Here is a 17,225-nt window from a genome sequence, read left to right as displayed (position 1 = left end):
TCTATGCTTATAATCTCCTGCGCAACAAGTACACAAGCGCACTGAATAGGTGTGTCAGAGTGCCAGATCGGCGGGGTGGCCGGGTTTAATGATTTTTTCGATGTTCAATTCTTTGGAGACAGTATGGAACGACGTTCATTTCTTAAAAAAACCGCAGTAGGTGCCGCGGCTGGTGCAATTGCAGTTCCTTCTCTGGCGCAAGCTGCGCCCACCCTGAACTGGCGTCTGGCATCGAGCTTTCCCAAAAGCCTGCCTATCTTATATGGCGCTGCAGAACGGTTCGCCGCACGCGTAAAAGACCTTACTGAAGGCAAATTCAATATTCGCATCTTTGCCGCCGGTGAGATCGTTCCCGGCACGCAGGTGCTCGATGCGGTGCAGGCTGGCACCGTTGAAATAGGTCATTCCGCCTCTTATTATTATTTCGGCAAGGACCCAACACTGGCATTTGACACGGCAGTGCCGTTTGGCTTGACCTCGCGTCAGCAATGCGCATGGATGCTGCATGGCAATGGCTTGAAATTGATGCGCGAAGTGCTGGCAGAGTACAACATCATCAATTTCATGGGCGGCAATACCGGCACCCAGATGGGCGGCTGGTTTCGCAAAGAAATCAAGACAGTGGATGATTTGAAAGGTTTGAAATTCCGCGTGGGTGGTTTCGCCGGCCGTGTGTTGTCCAAGCTCGGCGTGGTGCCGCAACAGATTGCCGGCGGTGATATCTACCCGGCGCTGGAAAAAGGCACCATCGACGCGACCGAATGGGTCGGCCCGGTCGATGACGAGAAGCTGGGATTCAGTAAGGTTGCAAAATTTTATTATTACCCAGGCTGGTGGGAAGGCGGCGCGCAGTTGTCTTTTTACATCGGCAAAAAAGAGTGGGAAAAGCTGCCGAAGTTGTACCAGGATGCGATTGAAACGGCATCGCTGGAAGCGCATATGGACATGCAAGCCAATTACGATGCTAAAAACCCCGCTGCATTAGCGCGCTTGTTGCAAAGTGGAGTCAAACTCAAACCGTTCCCGCCCGCTGTCATGGAGGCTTGCTTCAAGGCGGCACAGGAAACTTTCACCGAAGAAGCGGCAAAGAATCCGAAATTCAAGAAGGTCTATGACGACTGGAAAGTGTTCCGCAACAATCAGGGTCAGTGGTTCAATCTCGCAGAAGGCTCTTTTGATCGCTTTAGTTTTGTGCGTCCCCTGAAGTGATGGCAAGATCAGCAACTGCAATCCATTAGGATGTGAAAAAAGCAGTGTTTTGCGTCAGCTCTTAATACCAATCCCTGCACTGAAGTGCGGGGATTTTTTTCGAAGCAATGGATCTTCCGCCTGATATCAAGGGCTTATTGCAGATTGGCGCATACAAGCCGCGATCCGAAGCATGTGTGGAATCGAGATTGAAATATGCGGGTTCAGGAGCGCCAGGTATACCGATTCCGGGCATGCTCCACATGAAAATATTTGGCATTTGCGGGTAGCTGAATAAGCATTCAATCGAGCCTATTGCGCATATTTTTAGTATTCAGCTTGCATCCGTATATTCACCAATTGCAATGGTGAATTTATTTCATGTCGATATTTGAAACAGATGCTGCGTGCTGCATCGCAGCGAGACTTTGTATTGCTGCATTCGTATTCACCCCCTACAATTTGTTACACAGAAACTGATTGGGTGCCCGATGTGCGGTCACTGATTTCGGCTTAACAGTTTTTTTGCTGTTCAATTCCTCAGGAGACAAAATGGAACGACGTTCATTCCTTAAAAAAGCAGCCGTAGGTGCAACAGCAGGTGCAATCGCTGCACCTGCTCTGGCGCAGTCCACACCCACGCTGAACTGGCGCTTGGCTTCGAGCTTCCCCAAAAGTCTTGATACCCTGTACGGCGGTGCCGAGTTGTTTGCTGCCCGGATAAAGGAACTCACCAATGGCAAGTTCAACATTCGTGTTTTTGCTGCCGGTGAAATCGTTCCCGGTACGCAGGTACTCGATGCTGTGCAGGCCGGCACCATTGAGATGGGGCATACCTGCTCTTACTACTATTTCGGCAAAGATCCTACGCTGGCATTTGATACGTCTGTACCGTTCGGCCTGTCCTCGCGTCAGCAGACCGCCTGGATGCTGCATGGCAATGGCATGAAATTGATGCGTGAACTGATGGCTGAATACAATGTCGTCAACTTCATCGGTGGTAACAGTGGTACGCAGATGGGTGGTTGGTTCCGCAAGGAAATCAAGACAGTTGCCGATCTCAATGGCTTGAAATTCCGCGTTGGGGGTTTTGCCGGTCGTGTGTTGTCCAAGCTTGGTGTTGTGCCGCAACAGATTGCTGGCGGCGATATCTATCCTGCGCTGGAAAAAGGCACGATCGATGCAGCCGAATGGATTGGCCCTTACGATGACGAGAAGCTGGGCTTTAACAAGGTCGCGAAATTCTATTACTATCCCGGCTGGTGGGAAGGTAGCACGCAATTTTCTTTTTACATGGGCAAAAAAGAATGGGAGAAGCTGCCCAAGATGTATCAGGCAGCTGTTCAAACTGCGTCAATGGAAGTGCATGTCGATATTCAGGCCAAATACGACGCCAAAAATCCAGCTGCATTAGCGCGTTTGCTGCAAACTGGAATCAAACTCAAGCCATTCCCACCCGCAGTCATGGATGCTTGTTTCAAGGCTGCACAGGAAACTTTCACCGAAGAATCGGCAAAGAATCCGAAATTCAAGAAAGTCTATGACGACTGGAAAGTATTCCGCAACAATGAGGGCCAATGGTTCAATGTTGCAGAAGGTACTTTCGATCGCTTTAACGCAACCCGCGCGTTGAAATAACGAATTAGCGTGTTATAAGGATTTAAATAATTCTCGTTAGAAATAAAAAAACCCTGCATCTGCAGGGTTTTTTATTGGGGGTGCGCTGTTGCTTATTTAGTGAAGGTAAATGCGGGTGGCACGGATTCCGATGCTGGTTCGGATGCAGTGGGAATTTCAATACTGAGATTTAATTTTCTGTGCATATCCTCGGCTTGGCCAATATTCACGATACTCGGGACAAAGATGATCAGTCCCACCATGATGACCTGGATACACACGAATGGAATCGCCCCCCAGTAAATATCGCTGGTCTTGACTTCCTTGGGCGCCACAGAGCGCAGGTAGAACAGGGCGAAACCAAACGGCGGATGCATGAAGGAAGTCTGCATGTTCACACTCAACAGTATGCCGAACCAGATCAGGTCGATTCCCATTTTTTCAGCCACGGGTCCGACTAACGGCACCAGAATGAACGCCAGCTCAAAGAAGTCGAGAAAGAATGCCAGTCCAAAAAACAGGATATTCACCACGATCAGGAAACCCATCTGGCCGCCCGGCAGGGATGTCAGCAAATGTTCCACCCATAAATCGCCATTCATGCCGCGGAAGATCAGCGAAAACACGCTGGAGCCGATCAGAATAAAGATAACGAAGCAGGACAGACGGGTAGTTGAATTCATTGCCTGTTTGAGCAAGTCCCATGACAAGCGGCGGTTCATCAATGCCATGACGATAGCGCCGAACGCACCCATGCCGCCGCCTTCGGTGGGGGTCGCAATGCCAAGGAAAATAGTGCCCAATACCAGGAAAATCAATGCCAGCGGCGGGATCAGCACGAATACGACTTTCTCAGCCATACGCGACAGCAGCCCCATTTTGAGTGCGCGGTTGATCAGTGCCAGTATGAACGAGCCCACCACACCGATTGCCACGCCCACTGCAGCGATTTCATCTGCAGGTGCATTCGGATGGCCGCTTGCATAATACTTGGCGCCAACGTAAGACGCGGCAATCGCAACGGCAATCAGGACAAACAGGGATCTGGCGCCGCTGTCACCGTTGGGCTGGCTCAGGTTGCGTGCTTCCGGTGGTAGCGCTGGCAATGCTTTCGGTTTGAAAATTGCAACAGCCGCTACATAGCCCGCATACATTGCTGTCAACAACAGGCCAGGCACGAATGCAGCCTTGTACATGTCGCCGACGGAGCGGCCCAATTGGTCGGCCATGACGATCAATACCAGCGAGGGCGGAATGATTTGCGCCAGCGTGCCGGATGCTGCAATCACGCCGCTGGCGAGCCGCTTGTCGTAACCGTAACGCAACATCACCGGCAGGGAAATCAGACCCATCGAAATCACCGATGCCGCCACCACGCCGGTCGTCGCTGCCAGCAAGGCACCGACAAAAATCACGGCAAAGGCAACGCCGCCGCGCAAAGGCCCGAAAAGTTGACCGATGGTATCAAGCAAATCCTCGGCCATGCCGGAGCGTTCCAGTATCAACCCCATGAAGGTAAAGAACGGGATCGCCAGCAGCGTGTCGTTTTGCATGATGCCGAAAATCCGGTTCGGCAACGCTTGCAGCAGTTCCGGCTTGATCAAGCCGAATTCGATGCCGATAAAGGCGAAAAACAGGCCGTTGGCGGCCAGCGCAAAGGCCACCGGGAAACCCGATAGCAAAAAAACTACCAGCGCGCCGAACATGATCGGCGCGATGTTCATGATGATGAATTCTGTCATTTTTTAACCTGTCTTGAGCCGTCTTGAGCCAATTAGTTGATCTTGTTCGCGGCCTTGATGGCCTCGACTTCTTCTTCGGGAGTCGCTACATGGCGTTCGAATGCGCTGGCATCGACTTTGCCCATCAGGTAACCGATGCGTTTGATCAGTTCGGAGAGGGCTTGCAAGGTCAGCATCAGGAACCCGATCGGGATCAGCAGTTTGGCTGGCCAAACGATGAGGCCGCCGGCATTGCTGGAGAGTTCCTGACCCTGGATCGATTCATATACGTAGGGAATGGCGTAATACAGGATGATCAGCGAGATCGGCAACAGAAAAACGGCGAATCCGAAGATGTCGACCCAGACCTGAACCCGTTTTGGCAGTCGGCCGGAAATGACGTCGATGCGGATGTGTTCATCGCGGTGCAAGGTATGCGAAGTCGCCAACAGGAAGATGGCAGAGAACAGATACCACTGGATTTCCAGCCATGCGTTGGAACTGATATCGAAGGTATATCTGATGAGGGCATTGCCGCTACAGATAAGGACTGCGATGAGCAGCGCCCAGCTGACGCCTAACCCGACTTTATCATTGAATTTGTCAATGATTCGCGACAGCAAAAGTAAAAACGACATGGTGGTTGTCTCCTGTTTGGAATGAACGGTTAATGCCTGATGCGCAATATTGCTCCGGCGCGGCATTTTATTTGCGGGCCAGTATATGACATTTCACTTTGTGAATTAGCGCCGCATGCTTCACTTTAGTAATTTTCATGTCAAGCGCGAAATGGTCGCATGAATTGTTGCAGCCATGGATACGCGATACTACTTACGATGCTTGCGCAAGGGCAGCAAAATGGGCAGATTTTCTTGACAAACGAGAGTGTTTGCGCGACCGCAATGCGGCCTTTGCGCAGCGATGCCAAGCAGGGGATGTGATCGGTGCGATCAGATTCCCTGCCTGGCTGGCTGGGTGCTGCGTGCTTTGCTGCGTATTAAGTGCTGCTGCCAGTTGATGCCTGTCTTAGTTGAGCAAATTGCGCATCTGGGCGATGGCTGCACGCACCTGTTTGGGCGCGGTGCCGCCGATATGGTCGCGGGCGGCGACCGAGCCTTCCAGCGTTAGCACCGCGAAGATGTCTGCCTCGACCAAGCCGGAGAAAGCGCGCAGTTCGTCCAGCGTCAGGTCGGTCAGGTCGCAGCCGCGATCGACGCAAGTGCGCACCGCGCGGGCTACCGCTTCGTGTGCATCGCGGAACGGCAAACCTTTCTTGACCAGATAATCGGCCAGATCGGTGGCGGTGGCGAAGCCTTGCAGCGCGGCCGCGCGCATGGTGTCGGCCTTCACCGTAATGCCGGTTGCCATGTCGGCGAAGATGCGCAGCGTATCGGTCAGGGTATCGACGGTATCGAACAGCGGTTCCTTGTCTTCCTGATTATCCTTGTTGTACGCCAGCGGCTGGCCTTTCATCAGGGTCAAGAGGCCGATCAGGTGACCATTGACGCGGCCGGTTTTGCCGCGCGCCAGTTCCGGCACATCCGGGTTTTTCTTTTGCGGCATGATCGACGAACCGGTGCAAAAGCGGTCGGCGATGTCGATGAAGCCGACTCGCGGGCTCATCCAGATCACCAGTTCTTCCGCCATGCGCGAGACGTGCGTCATCACCAATGCGGCGGCAGCGCAGAATTCGATGGCGAAGTCGCGGTCGGACACTGCGTCGAGCGAATTGCGGCAGACTTCATCGAAGCCGAGCGTTTTGGCGACGCGTTCGCGGTCGATCGGGAACGTGGTGCCGGCCAGCGCGGCCGCGCCCAGCGGCAGGCGGTTGACGCGGCGGCGGCAGTCGGCCATGCGCTCGGCATCGCGGCTGAACATCTCGACATAGGCCAGCATGTGGTGGCCGAAAGTGATCGGCTGCGCCACTTGCATGTGGGTAAAGCCCGGCATGATGGTGTCGGCATGTTGTTCGGCCAGGTCCAGCAACGCCAGGCGAAACGCGTGCAGCAGCGCCGTGATGTCGTCAATCGCCGCGCGCAGATACAGGCGGATGTCGGTGGCGACCTGGTCGTTGCGCGAGCGGCCGGTGTGCAAGCGCTTGCCGGCGTCGCCGACCAGTTCGGTCAAGCGTTTTTCGATGTTCAGATGCACGTCTTCCAGGTCGAGCAGCCATTCGAACTGGCCGGCCTCGATTTCGGCACGGATTTGCGTCATGCCGCGCTGGATTTCAGCATAATCGGCCGGGTTGATGATGCCGGTGGCGCACAGCATTTCGGCATGCGCGAGCGAACCTTCGATGTCGAACTGGGCCAGGCGCTTGTCGAAAAACACCGAAGCGGTATAGCGCTTGACCAGATCGGATACCGGTTCGGAGAAACGCGCTGACCACGCTTCGCTTTTTTTGGAGAGTTGTGCTGTCATAATTGGGTCCAGGTTTTGGTCTTGGGGAATCCTGCGATTATAAATAGGAGTTGCAGGACTTGTGCATAACAGGCGGAAATAAGTCCAGCCAGCAGGCCGCGTTTAATTTGTACTCAGGAATTTATTAATAGTGCGGGGGTATGCTTAAAAACAAGCATATTTCCGCATTATTATCATGCGCATTATAAAAATACATTAAGTAGTATATCTTCCATGAAGCCGGTTCTTACTTTTTCTGCATCGGATTAACGCTCGCCTATGTCGCTATTTACGGTTCCTCGCAGTGCCAGTGCAGCAATCGATACGGTCATTCCAGACTGTTGCAATATCGGCGTGGTGTTTCGCTCGATGCTGGCGGTCAATCTGGCGATCCTGACTGCCGTCATCCTGCGTAATGACGGCATGCAGGCGGGCTTGATCGATTTCGTCGAATCGACGATCGTGATTGAGTTGGCTTGCCTGTGGTCGCTTTTCATGCTGTGCAGCCTGCGCCAGTTACGGGCGGTGCGCCACACTCGCCTGTGGGCGCAGCGCATTCTGTGCATGCTGGTGCCGGCGTTGGTGACGGCGGCCATCATCCGCTACTTGTCATCCTTCGACTGGTTCGCCAGCAGTTTCCCCCATTTGACGGTGCCGGGCGGTTTGCTGGCGGCGGCCTTGTTCGGCATTGTGCTGCAGCATTACTTCGAGCTGCGTACCCGCGCCTTTTCGCCGGCTCTGGCAGAGGCGCGCTTGCAAGCGTTGCAGGCGCGCATCCGGCCGCATTTCCTGTTCAACAGCCTGAACGCGGTATTGTCCCTGATCCGCACCGCGCCGCGCCAGGCCGAAACCGCGCTGGAGGATTTGGCTGACCTGTTTCGCGTATTCATGCGCGACACCCGCAACATGACCAGCCTGGAACAAGAGATCCGGTTATGCCGCCAATACCTGTCGATCGAGAAAATTCGCCTGGGCCAGCGCCTGCAGGTGCGCTGGGAGCGCGGCAACGTCAGCGATGCGACGCTGCGCCGGGCGCAAGTGCCGGCGCTGTTGCTGCAACCGTTGCTGGAAAACGCGGTGCGCTACGGCGTCGAGCCGGTATCCGCGCCTTGCCTGATCTCGGTGCGTCTGAACCGCTCGATCGACCGGATTCAAATCGTCATCACCAATCCCTATCATGGACAGGACACGATCGCTGGCGGTAAGGCCGGCAACAACATGGCGCTAGTCAATATCCGCGAGCGGCTGGCGCTGTTATTCGATGTCGAAGCGCAATTATCCACCGCCGTGGTGGCGGGGAAATTCGAGGTGCAGCTGCGTTTTCCTTATGTAAAGAGTCCAGCATGAGCAGCAAATTGCGCTTGTTCATTGCCGATGACGAAGCTCCGGCGCGCGTAAGGTTGACCACTCTGCTGGCCGATATCGCCGCAGAATGCCCGCATCTGATCGTCGGCGAAGCCGATAACGCCGCGCAGGCGCTGATCGGCATTGTCCGGAGCAAGCCCGATATTCTGTTGCTGGATGTGCAGATGCCCGGCATGAGCGGGATAGCGTTGGCTGCGCAACTGGCGCGTCAGGCACATTTGACCGGCGTGCAGGCGCCGGCGATTATTTTCATTAGCGCGCACGAGGAATATGCGCTGGACGCTTTTGAGGTGCAGGCGCTCGATTACCTGTTGAAGCCGGTGCGCGCATCCCGTCTGGCGGATGCGCTCAAGCGTTTTCAGCGCTTCAAGCCGGTACCCATGCTCGACCGCAGCGAGGAGCTGCCGCCCGCCGCCGACCATCCAGAACAAGTCCGGCGCCAGCATTTTTCGGTACAGGAACGCAGCCGGGTCGTGCTGGTGCCGATCGATGATGTGCTGTACCTGAAAGCCGAATTGAAGTACGTGACCCTGCATACCAAGGCGCGTGAATATCTGATCGAGGCGTCGCTGGTCTCGCTGGAGCACGAGTTGGCTGCCACATTCGTGCGCGTGCATCGCAATGCATTGGTAGCGCGCAGCGCTATCTGCGGCGTAGAACGCGCTACCGGCTTGCAGGGGCTGGAGGGCGACGAGCAGGGCAAAGGCGGGGATTTCTGGCAAGTGATTCTGCGCGATGTGGCAGAGCGCTTGCCGATTTCACGCCGCCAATGGCCGGTGCTCAGGGCACTGGTGCGCTGATTAATGTGGTTATTGAAATACAGGGAGTATGCCAAAAAACTCCATATTTCCCGCATATATACCATGCGGTAAGTATAAATACAGTGCAATGTATATTCTTTATCCCTGAAAGAAAATTACTGTCATCACAGCGCCGGTAATGATTACCACCGTGCGCACCGCCTTGGCCGGCATTTTGCGCGCCAGCCTGCCGCCGATATAACCGCCGAGCGTGGAGCAGGCCATCATGGCAAATGCCAGCGGCCAGTTGATGGCGTCGCCTGCCGCGTAGACCAGCACCGAGATTGCCGTCAACACGGCGGACGCAATATTTTTCAAGCCATTCATGCTGTTCATGTTGGTTTCGCCCAGCAGCGCAAACGCCGCCAGCAACAGAATCCCGAGGCCGCCGTTGAAATAGCCGCCGTAAATGGCCACCAGAAACACGACAATCGACGGCCAGACCGAGTCCGGCGCAAAACCGGCTGATCCGGCAGCGCTTGCATAACGGTTAGCCAGTTTTCCGCCAAACGCAAACAGGCAGGTTGCCGCCAGCAGCAGCCACGGAATGATGCGGCGAAAGCCGGCATCCGAAGTCGCCAGCAGCAGCGACGCTCCGATCAGGCCGCCGATCAGACTGAACACGATCAGCTTTTTCATGGTCATGCAACGCAGACTGCCGAGATCGTCCTTGAAGGCCAGCGCGCCTGTGATGTATCCCGGCAGTAATGCGGTGGTTCCGGTTGCGTTCGCCATAATCGGCGGCACGCCGACAAACACCAAGGCGGGAAAGGTCAAGAAACTGCCGCCACCTGCAATCGCATTCAAGCCGCCGGCAAACAGCGCCGCAGTACAAATTATTACCCAGTGCATTGAGGTCATGGCGGCCGAATCGGGAGTGTGCAAAACGTCGTATTTTGCAGAATGGATAAAGTGAAAAGTGCAGTTGGCAATATTAAGTAGCGTAGGCCTCCGTGCCTGCGGCCGGGCCGCAGGCACGGAGGCCTACGCTACTGGCTCAACCGGTATTGCGCAACCCTGCCGCAATCCCGTTGATCGACAAATGGATGCCGCGATGGACGCGCTGGTCGATTTTGTCGGGATCGGTGGCCCCGGCGCGGTGCCGCTTGATGAGTTCGACCTGCAAGTGATTGAGCGGATCGAGATAGGCGAAGCGGCTCTGGATCGAGCGCGCCAGCGAGGGATTGCCGGCTAGCCGTTCGGTGGCGCCAGTGATGGTTTCCAGACATTGCGTGGTGCGTTCGTGTTCCGCCACAATCCGGTTGAAAACGCTGGTGCGCAGCTTTTTGTCGGCTACCAGTCCGGCGTAGCGGGAGGCGACTGCGAGGTCGGTTTTGGCCAGCACCATGTCCATATTCGACAGCAGCGTGGCAAAAAACGGCCATTCGCGAAACATCGCGCGCAGAGTGGCGACTTTCTTGGCTTGCGCTTTTTCATCGCCATCGTTCATCCATTCGGATACGGCGCTGCCGAAACCATACCAGCCCGGCAGCAGCAAACGGCACTGGCCCCAGGAGAAGCCCCATGGAATTGCCCGCAAGTCTTCGATGCGGCGGGTCGATTTGCGCGAGGCAGGGCGCGAGCCGATGTTGAGTTCGGCGATCTCGGCAATCGGCGTGGCCGAGAAAAAATAATCGGTAAAGCCCGGCGTTTCGTATACCAGATTGCGGTAGGCCGCATACGCGCGTTCGGACAGCTCACCCATCACGTGTTCGAACTCCTGCAGCTTTTTGGTATGGCGTGCGTCCGAATCCGATATGGCCGGCATCAGGCTGGCTTCGAGCGTCGCAGCTACCAGCAGCTCCAGGTTGCGGCGGCCGATTTCGGCATTCGAGAACTTGGAGGCGATGATTTCGCCTTGTTCCGTCAAGCGGATCTGGCCGTTGACGGTGCCATGCGGTTGCGCCAGGATCGCTTCGTAACTGGAGCCGCCGCCGCGCCCTACCGTGCCGCCGCGGCCGTGGAACAGGCGCAGCTTGACGCCGGCGTGATCGAATACTTTGACCAGCGCGTTTTCAGCCTTGTACAGTTCCCAGTTGGAAGTCAGAAAGCCGCCATCCTTGTTGGAATCCGAATAGCCCAGCATGACTTCTTGCAGCTGGCCTTGTTGCGCCAGTTGCCGGGCAAATTCCGGCAGCGCCATCAATTCCTGCATGATCGCGGCAGCGCGGCGCAGATCGGGGATGGTCTCGAACAGCGGAATCACCATCAGGTCGTGCCTGGCTTCGCCTGCCGGCAGTACATCGGGGTCCGATTGCGAACGCAGCAAGCCGGTTTCCTTTTGCAGCAGCAGCACTTCGAGCAGGTCGGACACGGTTTCGGTGTGCGAGATGATGTAATTGCGGATCGCACGGTCGCCGAAACGGTGCCGGATCTCGCGTGCCGCACGCAGCACCGACAATTCCGAATTGGTCTGGTCCGAGTAGGCAATGTAGGGCGAATACATCAGGCGCGGCTGGGTCAACTCTTGGCGCAGCAAGGCGATTTTTTGTTCTTCGCGCAGTGCGGTGTAATTCTTTTCCACCCCGGAATGGGCGAACAGTTCGGCCAGAACGATTTCATGCACGTCTGAAGTTTGGCGCATATCCAGGGTGGCCAAATGGAAGCCGAATATTTCAGTGGCCCGCTTCAAGCACGACAGGCGCGGCTTGATCAAGGCGGCGGCATGATGCGATTTCAGCGATTCGGCGACGATGTTGAGGTCAAAGGTGAGTTCGGTAGCTGCCGAGTAGGGTGCCGCGTGGCCGATTTCATGGCGCAGGATGTTGGTTACGCCCAGCGCGCGTGCGGTTGCAGCCAGCCGTGCATAGATGCCAACCAGGGCGCGCCGGTAAGGTTCATCGGCGCGGTGGGCCGAAGTGTCGGGCGAGGCATCCGCCAGCGCTTGCAGTTGCGGTGAGACCTCAACCAGCGCAGCAGAACTGGAGAGTTCTGCCCCGAGCAGATGAATTTCGCCCAGGTAAAATTCGATGATGGTGGTAGATTGGCGTCCCAGCGCATGCTGCATGGTGTCGGCATTGACGTTCGGATTGCCATCCCGGTCGCCGCCGATCCAGCTGCCCATCTGCAGATAGGCCGGAGTGTCGGACGGTTTGGCATGGGATGGGAACTGGGTGGCGACTTCGGTTGCGATATCGTTATACAAGCCAGGCAACTCGTGCAGGAATGTGATGCGATAGTAGGACAGCGCATTCTCGATCTCGTCGGCAACGCTCAGTTTGGAGTTGCGCAGCATGCGGGTTTGCCACAAGGTGACGACGCACGCATGCAGCAGTTCGGTATTGCCGGCCAACTCTTTGGGTGTCATCGGATGGTCGCGCCCGGCCAGCAGGCGGGCGATTTCGCGCTCCGCATCCAGAATGCTTTTGCGCTGCACTTCGGTTGGATGCGCGGTCAATACCGGTGAAATCAATGCCTGCTTGAAAAAATCACGAACGGCATCGCCGGATACGCCGGCATCATCGAGCCTGGACAAGGCAAAGGCGACGCTGCCCTGTTGCGGCGCGGAACCGGCCAGTAAATGTGCGCGGCGACGCCGGTTGTGATGCTGGTCTTCAGCGATATTGGCCAGATGCGAGAAGTAGGAAAAAGCGCGCACCACCGTAATGGTCTGATCGCGGGTGAGTTTCTTGAGCAGCTTATTCAGATCGGCGCCGGACTGGGTTTCTGCATCGCGGCGAAAACGTACTGCGGTCTGGCGAATGGTTTCCACCACATCGTAGACAGCATCGCCCTCCTGATCGCGCAGCACATCGCCTAGCAGGCGGCCTAACAGCCTTATGTCATCCTTGAGCGGGGCATCCTTGTCGACGGTCTTTTTGTTGGCGGCGTGCCCGTTACTGTTACTGGTGGTTTTTTTAGCCATGGTGAACGAATGCAATCCGTTTTGATCTGGTGATGGAAATGGCCTTTAGCCATGAATGGCAAGTGGACGCGTGATAACATTTGGCCTCAAGCATTTGCGCAATGGCATGGATTTGAGCATTCATCCAAGCCTTTTAAATCGAAATGATCCGTAGAAAATCCATAGAAAATAATTCATCGAAAGAGCCCGTGTTGAAACTATCCTCTCCCTCCAAGTTGATAATCGCATCGCGCGAAAGCCGTCTAGCCATGTGGCAGGCCGAGTATGTGCGCTCCCGTTTATCCGAATTATATCCGCAGTGCAGCATCGAAATTCTAGGAATGACCACGCGCGGCGACCAGATTCTTGATCGCGCATTGTCAAAAGTGGGCGGCAAGGGCTTGTTCATCAAGGAGCTGGAAGTCGCCATGAGTGAAGGGCGGGCCGATTTTGCCGTGCATTCGCTCAAGGATATGCCGATGACCCTGCCGGACGGTTTTTGCCTGGCAGCGGTGATGCAGCGCGAAGATCCGCGCGATGCTTTCGTCTCCAACGATTACGCGTCGCTGGACGCGCTGCCGCACGGTGCCGTAGTGGGCACTAGCAGTTTGCGCCGGCAAGCCTTGATCGCCGCCCGCTACCCGCATCTGGTGATACGGCCATTGCGCGGTAATCTCGATACCCGGCTGGGCAAACTCGACCGCGGCGAATACGCAGCAATTATCCTGGCTGCTGCGGGCTTGATGCGGCTAGGTGCGGCTGCGCGCATCCGTTGCGTGCTGGAACCGGAGCAAAGCTTGCCGGCAGCCGGACAAGGCGCGATGGCAATCGAGATCCATTCCGAGCGCGCCGACCTGAAAGCCTGGCTGGCGCCGCTGGCGCACCAGGCAACGACCCAGGCCGTGTTGGCCGAGCGCGCAGTATCGCGGGTCTTCGGCGGCAGTTGCCAGATTCCGCTGGCTGCGTTTGCTACGCTGGACGGGACTACCTTGCGCTTGCGTGCGATGGTGGCTACGCCGGACGGCCAGCGGATGGCAACAGCAGAGGCATTTGGCCCCGCCGATGCGCCGGAGGCTCTCGGCCGCCAGGTGGCTGAAGCACTGGCTGCGCAAGATGCAGCAGGGATACTTGCAGCGTGCGCTTCAGACGACGTGGAATGAATAAAGTGCGTAAGCCGGTCGTCATTACCCGCCCGATTGCGCAGGCCGGGGCGCTTGCGCAGCAAGTGACGGCCATGGGCCGTGCCGCCGCCATATTCCCCTTGCTGGAAATTCATCCATTGCCGGATACCACCGCATTGCAAGCGGCGCTGGCCGATCTGACGCAGTTCTCGATGGTGGCGTTCGTGAGCCCGAATGCGATTCATGCCGCGTTTTCCCATCTGTCGCATTGGCCGGCGCAAGTCGCTATTGCGGTGGTGGGAGAGGGTAGTCGGGCCGCTTTGGCCGAGCATGGCGTGAGTGACGCCAATGCCACCATTCATTGTCCGCGTGACCCGCTGCGAACCGATTCGCAAACTTTGCTGGAAGTGCTGGATATCGAGGCCTTGCGCGGCAGCCAGGTGCTGATCGTGCGCGGCGAGAGCGGGCGTGAATTGTTGGCGGACGCGTTACGCCAGAGCGGCGCCAGCGTCACCCAGGTTGCCGCTTACCGGCGCAGCGCTCCGGAACCGAGTGCGGCAGTTCTGGAGCAACTGCAGAGATTGCTGGATGTCGAATGCGATTGGATCATCACCAGCTCCGAAGCTTTGCGCATCCTGTTAGCCATGGTTGAACGGCTTGCAGGCACAGAAAGCGTTGTAAAAATGCAACAGCAACACCTGATCGTTCCGCATAGCCGTATTGCGGAAGTTGCCAAAAACTTGTGTTTCGACAATGTCACCCTGACCGGATCAGGCGACGAACCACTGCTAGCCGCGTTACAATCCAGCCATGAATGAGACCCCGAAACCTCTGGAAAATAATCCGTCAGCCAAGCCTGCCGCTGCGGCCAAGGGCAATAAATTGATGCAATTGCTGCTGCCGATTGGATTACTGGTACTACTGCTTTTAATCGCAGCGCAGTGGTGGACCGCGAAAACAGAGTTTGGCAATTTGCGCGAAGAGCTCGCGCGTCGCCTGCAAAGTGCCGACTCTATCAATAGTGAAACCAGGTTAGTGGCCAAGACAAGCCTGGAAAGCTTGAAAGAAATACAAGCCAAGGTAAATGTACTGGAAAGCAAACAGGTGGAGGCACAGAGCCAGCAACTGGCACTGGAACAACTGTATCAAGCTTTTTCCAGGACCCGCGATGAATGGGCTCTGGCCGAAATCGAACAGGTCCTCTCTACTGCCAGCCAGCAACTGCAATTGGCTGGCAATGTGTCAGGCGCCTTAATTGCCTTGCAAAATGCCGATACGCGTTTGTCCAGTTCGGACAAGCCGCAATTTATCCAGATACGCCGCGCCATTGCAAGCGACCTCGAAAAGCTGAAATCCCTGCCCAACCTGGATCTGACCGGGATTGCGTTGCGTCTTGACAGCGTCATCGCACAAATCGACACGATACCCTTGCTAGCGGATGAAAAGCCACCAACACCGAAGCCAAGATCAGCAGCGCCTAAGAATGTCAAGGCAGCCAAGGCAGATAGCGCAGTCAATCAAAGTGTTGGCGCGCAATGGATGCTGAAATTAGAGGATGTATGGCAAAAAGTTTCAACCGAGATGTGGGGCGATTTGCAGCAGTTGGTACGCATACGTAGCGTGGAATCGCCCGAGGCGCTATTGCTATCGCCGACGCAGGAATATTACGCCAGGGAAAACCTCAAGCTGCGCTTGCTGAATGCCCGGTTGGCGCTATTGTCGCGTAACGAATCCGCATTTCGCAGCGACATGATCGCTTCGCAAGACGCCATAACCAAATACTTCGATACCCGCGCCAAGCGCACGCAGACTGTGCAAGCATTGCTTAAGCAAGTGCAGGGCAGCAACTTGTCAATTGAGATGCCGACCCTGACTAACAGCCTTAACGCAGTGCGTAACTACAAAGCGAAGCGGTAATATATGGGATTGTTTCTCAGGCTTCTCTTATTGTTGGCCATTGCCGTGGGCCTTGCTGTTGCCGCACGCTTTAATATTGGTAACGTCGTGCTGTTCTATCCGCCGTACCGGATTGATTTGTCGCTGAATTTTTTTCTGCTGCTGATTACACTGCTGTTCCTGTCGCTGTATTTCTTGCTGCGCACTATTCGCATGACGCAGAAAATGCCCGGGCGTGTTGCTGCTTATCGCCAGGCGCGGCGTGAGCATGACGGTAACCAAGCCCTGCGCGATGCCCTGAAATCACTATTTGAAGGTCGTTTTGGCCAAGCTCAAAAAGCAGCTAAGCTGGCTGAAAATTTGCCGGATAATGCCGGTTTGGCAGCTTTGATCGGTGCTCGGGCCGCGCACAGAATGCTCCAGCCTGAACGGCGCGATGCCTGGCTATCCATGACGCAGCATGATCTGTCGCTCAATACTGCCCGCCTTATGACAACCATCGAATTGCTAGTCGATGACCATCAATCTGAAGCTGCTCTGGAGGCGGTAAAAGAGCTCAATACCAGCGGTACCCGGCATATTCATGCGTTACGCCTGGCGCTGAAGGCCAATCAACAGGCTAAGAATTGGCCTGAAGTATTGCGCCTGGTGCAATTGCTGGACAGGAATAAAGTATTGCATCCTGCATTGTCTGGTCGTCTGCGCGAGTTGGCATATGCTGATGCACTGTCAAATCGCAGCCATGATGCGGACTCGATCCGTCGTGTGTTGTGGAATATTCCCGACGAAGATCAGAAAAAACCGTTTGTCGCGGTGCGTGCTGCCACCGCATTTAATATCCTGGGTTTACATGACGATGCCCGCAAAGTGGTGGAGAAAGCATTGAGTGCTGATTGGGATGCGCGCCTGGTACGCGCATATCGCGAATCTGCCGCTGCCAAAGGTGATCCTGCATTGCTGGCCCAGATTGAATATTGCGAAGCCTGGATCAAAAAACGTCCAACCGATGCCGAGCTTGTGCTCACGCTCGGGGCGTTGTGTTTAAAGCAAAAATTATGGGGCAAGGCGCAACGCTATCTGGAGCAGGCCCTGTCGGATGCGACTGAAGCGACGTTGGTGCGTGAAGCACATCTGAAATTGGCGCAACTGCATGACGCCTTGAATCAGACCGAGCAGGCAGCGACACATTACCGTCTTTGCGCGCTGGCCACCATGCTGTAATCGGAATGTAAGCCTGCTATGTTGCAATGCAAAATTTACTGCTGAAAATCGC

13 protein-coding genes are annotated in these 17,225 nt (G+C 55.7%); 8 read left to right on the top strand and 5 right to left on the bottom strand.

Annotation, left to right across the window (positions count from 1 at the left end):
• Positions 1-123: 123 nt before the first annotated feature.
• Positions 124-1,209: a TRAP transporter substrate-binding protein gene (locus tag KGFNPO_RS12235; RefSeq protein ID WP_472631543.1), complete on the top strand. Its 1,086-nt coding sequence runs from the start codon at positions 124-126 to the stop codon at positions 1,207-1,209.
• A 531-nt stretch (positions 1,210-1,740) separates the two neighbouring features.
• A complete protein-coding gene (locus tag KGFNPO_RS12230) occupies positions 1,741-2,826 on the top strand; it encodes a TRAP transporter substrate-binding protein (protein ID WP_472634467.1) in 1,086 nt (361 codons plus the stop codon).
• A gap of 92 nt (positions 2,827-2,918) precedes the next feature.
• Here the strand turns inward: KGFNPO_RS12230 and KGFNPO_RS12225 are convergent, their stop codons facing one another.
• The 3 genes from KGFNPO_RS12225 to argH form a co-directional block, all read right to left on the bottom strand.
• Entirely contained in the window at positions 2,919-4,547 is a 1,629-nt protein-coding gene (locus KGFNPO_RS12225; RefSeq protein WP_472631542.1) for a TRAP transporter large permease, read from the bottom strand.
• A gap of 32 nt (positions 4,548-4,579) precedes the next feature.
• Complete coding sequence (locus KGFNPO_RS12220) at positions 4,580-5,164, bottom strand: TRAP transporter small permease subunit (RefSeq protein WP_472631541.1); 585 nt, start codon at positions 5,162-5,164, stop codon at positions 4,580-4,582.
• A 388-nt stretch (positions 5,165-5,552) separates the two neighbouring features.
• A complete protein-coding gene (gene argH, locus KGFNPO_RS12215) occupies positions 5,553-6,947 on the bottom strand; it encodes an argininosuccinate lyase (RefSeq protein WP_472631540.1) in 1,395 nt (464 codons plus the stop codon).
• Positions 6,948-7,205: 258 nt separating this feature from the next.
• Between argH and KGFNPO_RS12210 the strand changes: the two genes are divergently transcribed.
• Both KGFNPO_RS12210 and KGFNPO_RS12205 read left to right on the top strand, forming a co-directional pair.
• Positions 7,206-8,273, top strand: coding sequence for a sensor histidine kinase (locus KGFNPO_RS12210; protein WP_472631539.1), 1,068 nt, complete (start codon positions 7,206-7,208; stop codon positions 8,271-8,273).
• A complete protein-coding gene (locus KGFNPO_RS12205; RefSeq protein WP_472631538.1) occupies positions 8,270-9,091 on the top strand; it encodes a LytR/AlgR family response regulator transcription factor in 822 nt (273 codons plus the stop codon). The genes KGFNPO_RS12210 and KGFNPO_RS12205 overlap by 4 nt, the downstream gene beginning before the upstream one ends.
• A 99-nt stretch (positions 9,092-9,190) precedes the next feature.
• On the opposite strand, the gene KGFNPO_RS12200 is transcribed toward KGFNPO_RS12205, so the two are convergent.
• Together KGFNPO_RS12200 and ppc are read right to left on the bottom strand one after the other, a co-directional pair.
• The gene (locus tag KGFNPO_RS12200) at positions 9,191-9,943 is read right to left on the bottom strand and encodes a sulfite exporter TauE/SafE family protein (protein ID WP_472634466.1); all 753 of its coding nucleotides are present in this window, start codon (positions 9,941-9,943) and stop codon (positions 9,191-9,193) included.
• A 145-nt stretch (positions 9,944-10,088) separates the two neighbouring features.
• On the bottom strand, positions 10,089-12,956 hold the full coding sequence (ppc, locus tag KGFNPO_RS12195; RefSeq protein ID WP_472631537.1) for a phosphoenolpyruvate carboxylase: 2,868 nt from the start codon (positions 12,954-12,956) through the stop codon (positions 10,089-10,091).
• A gap of 143 nt (positions 12,957-13,099) precedes the next feature.
• On the opposite strand from ppc, the gene hemC reads away from it, so the two are divergent.
• Genes hemC through KGFNPO_RS12175 form a run of 4 tightly spaced genes read left to right on the top strand, consistent with a single transcriptional unit; the run spans position 13,100 to position 17,173 of the window.
• Positions 13,100-14,095 (top strand): hydroxymethylbilane synthase, encoded by a 996-nt coding sequence (gene hemC / locus KGFNPO_RS12190; protein ID WP_472631536.1) that lies wholly within the window; start codon positions 13,100-13,102, stop codon positions 14,093-14,095.
• Positions 14,092-14,874: a uroporphyrinogen-III synthase gene (locus KGFNPO_RS12185; protein ID WP_472631535.1), complete on the top strand. Its 783-nt coding sequence runs from the start codon at positions 14,092-14,094 to the stop codon at positions 14,872-14,874. The genes hemC and KGFNPO_RS12185 overlap by 4 nt, the downstream gene beginning before the upstream one ends.
• Entirely contained in the window at positions 14,867-15,973 is a 1,107-nt protein-coding gene (locus KGFNPO_RS12180) for a uroporphyrinogen-III C-methyltransferase (RefSeq protein ID WP_472631534.1), read from the top strand. Before KGFNPO_RS12185 ends, KGFNPO_RS12180 begins: the two co-directional genes overlap by 8 nt.
• 3 nt (positions 15,974-15,976) lie before the next feature.
• Complete coding sequence (locus KGFNPO_RS12175) at positions 15,977-17,173, top strand: heme biosynthesis HemY N-terminal domain-containing protein (protein WP_472631533.1); 1,197 nt, start codon at positions 15,977-15,979, stop codon at positions 17,171-17,173.
• Positions 17,174-17,225: the final 52 nt, after the last annotated feature.

Source organism: Gelidimonas diazotrophica, assembly GCF_055694025.1.
Note: the sequence above shows the minus strand (reverse complement) of the source record. Positions and strands in the feature narration are given on the sequence as shown.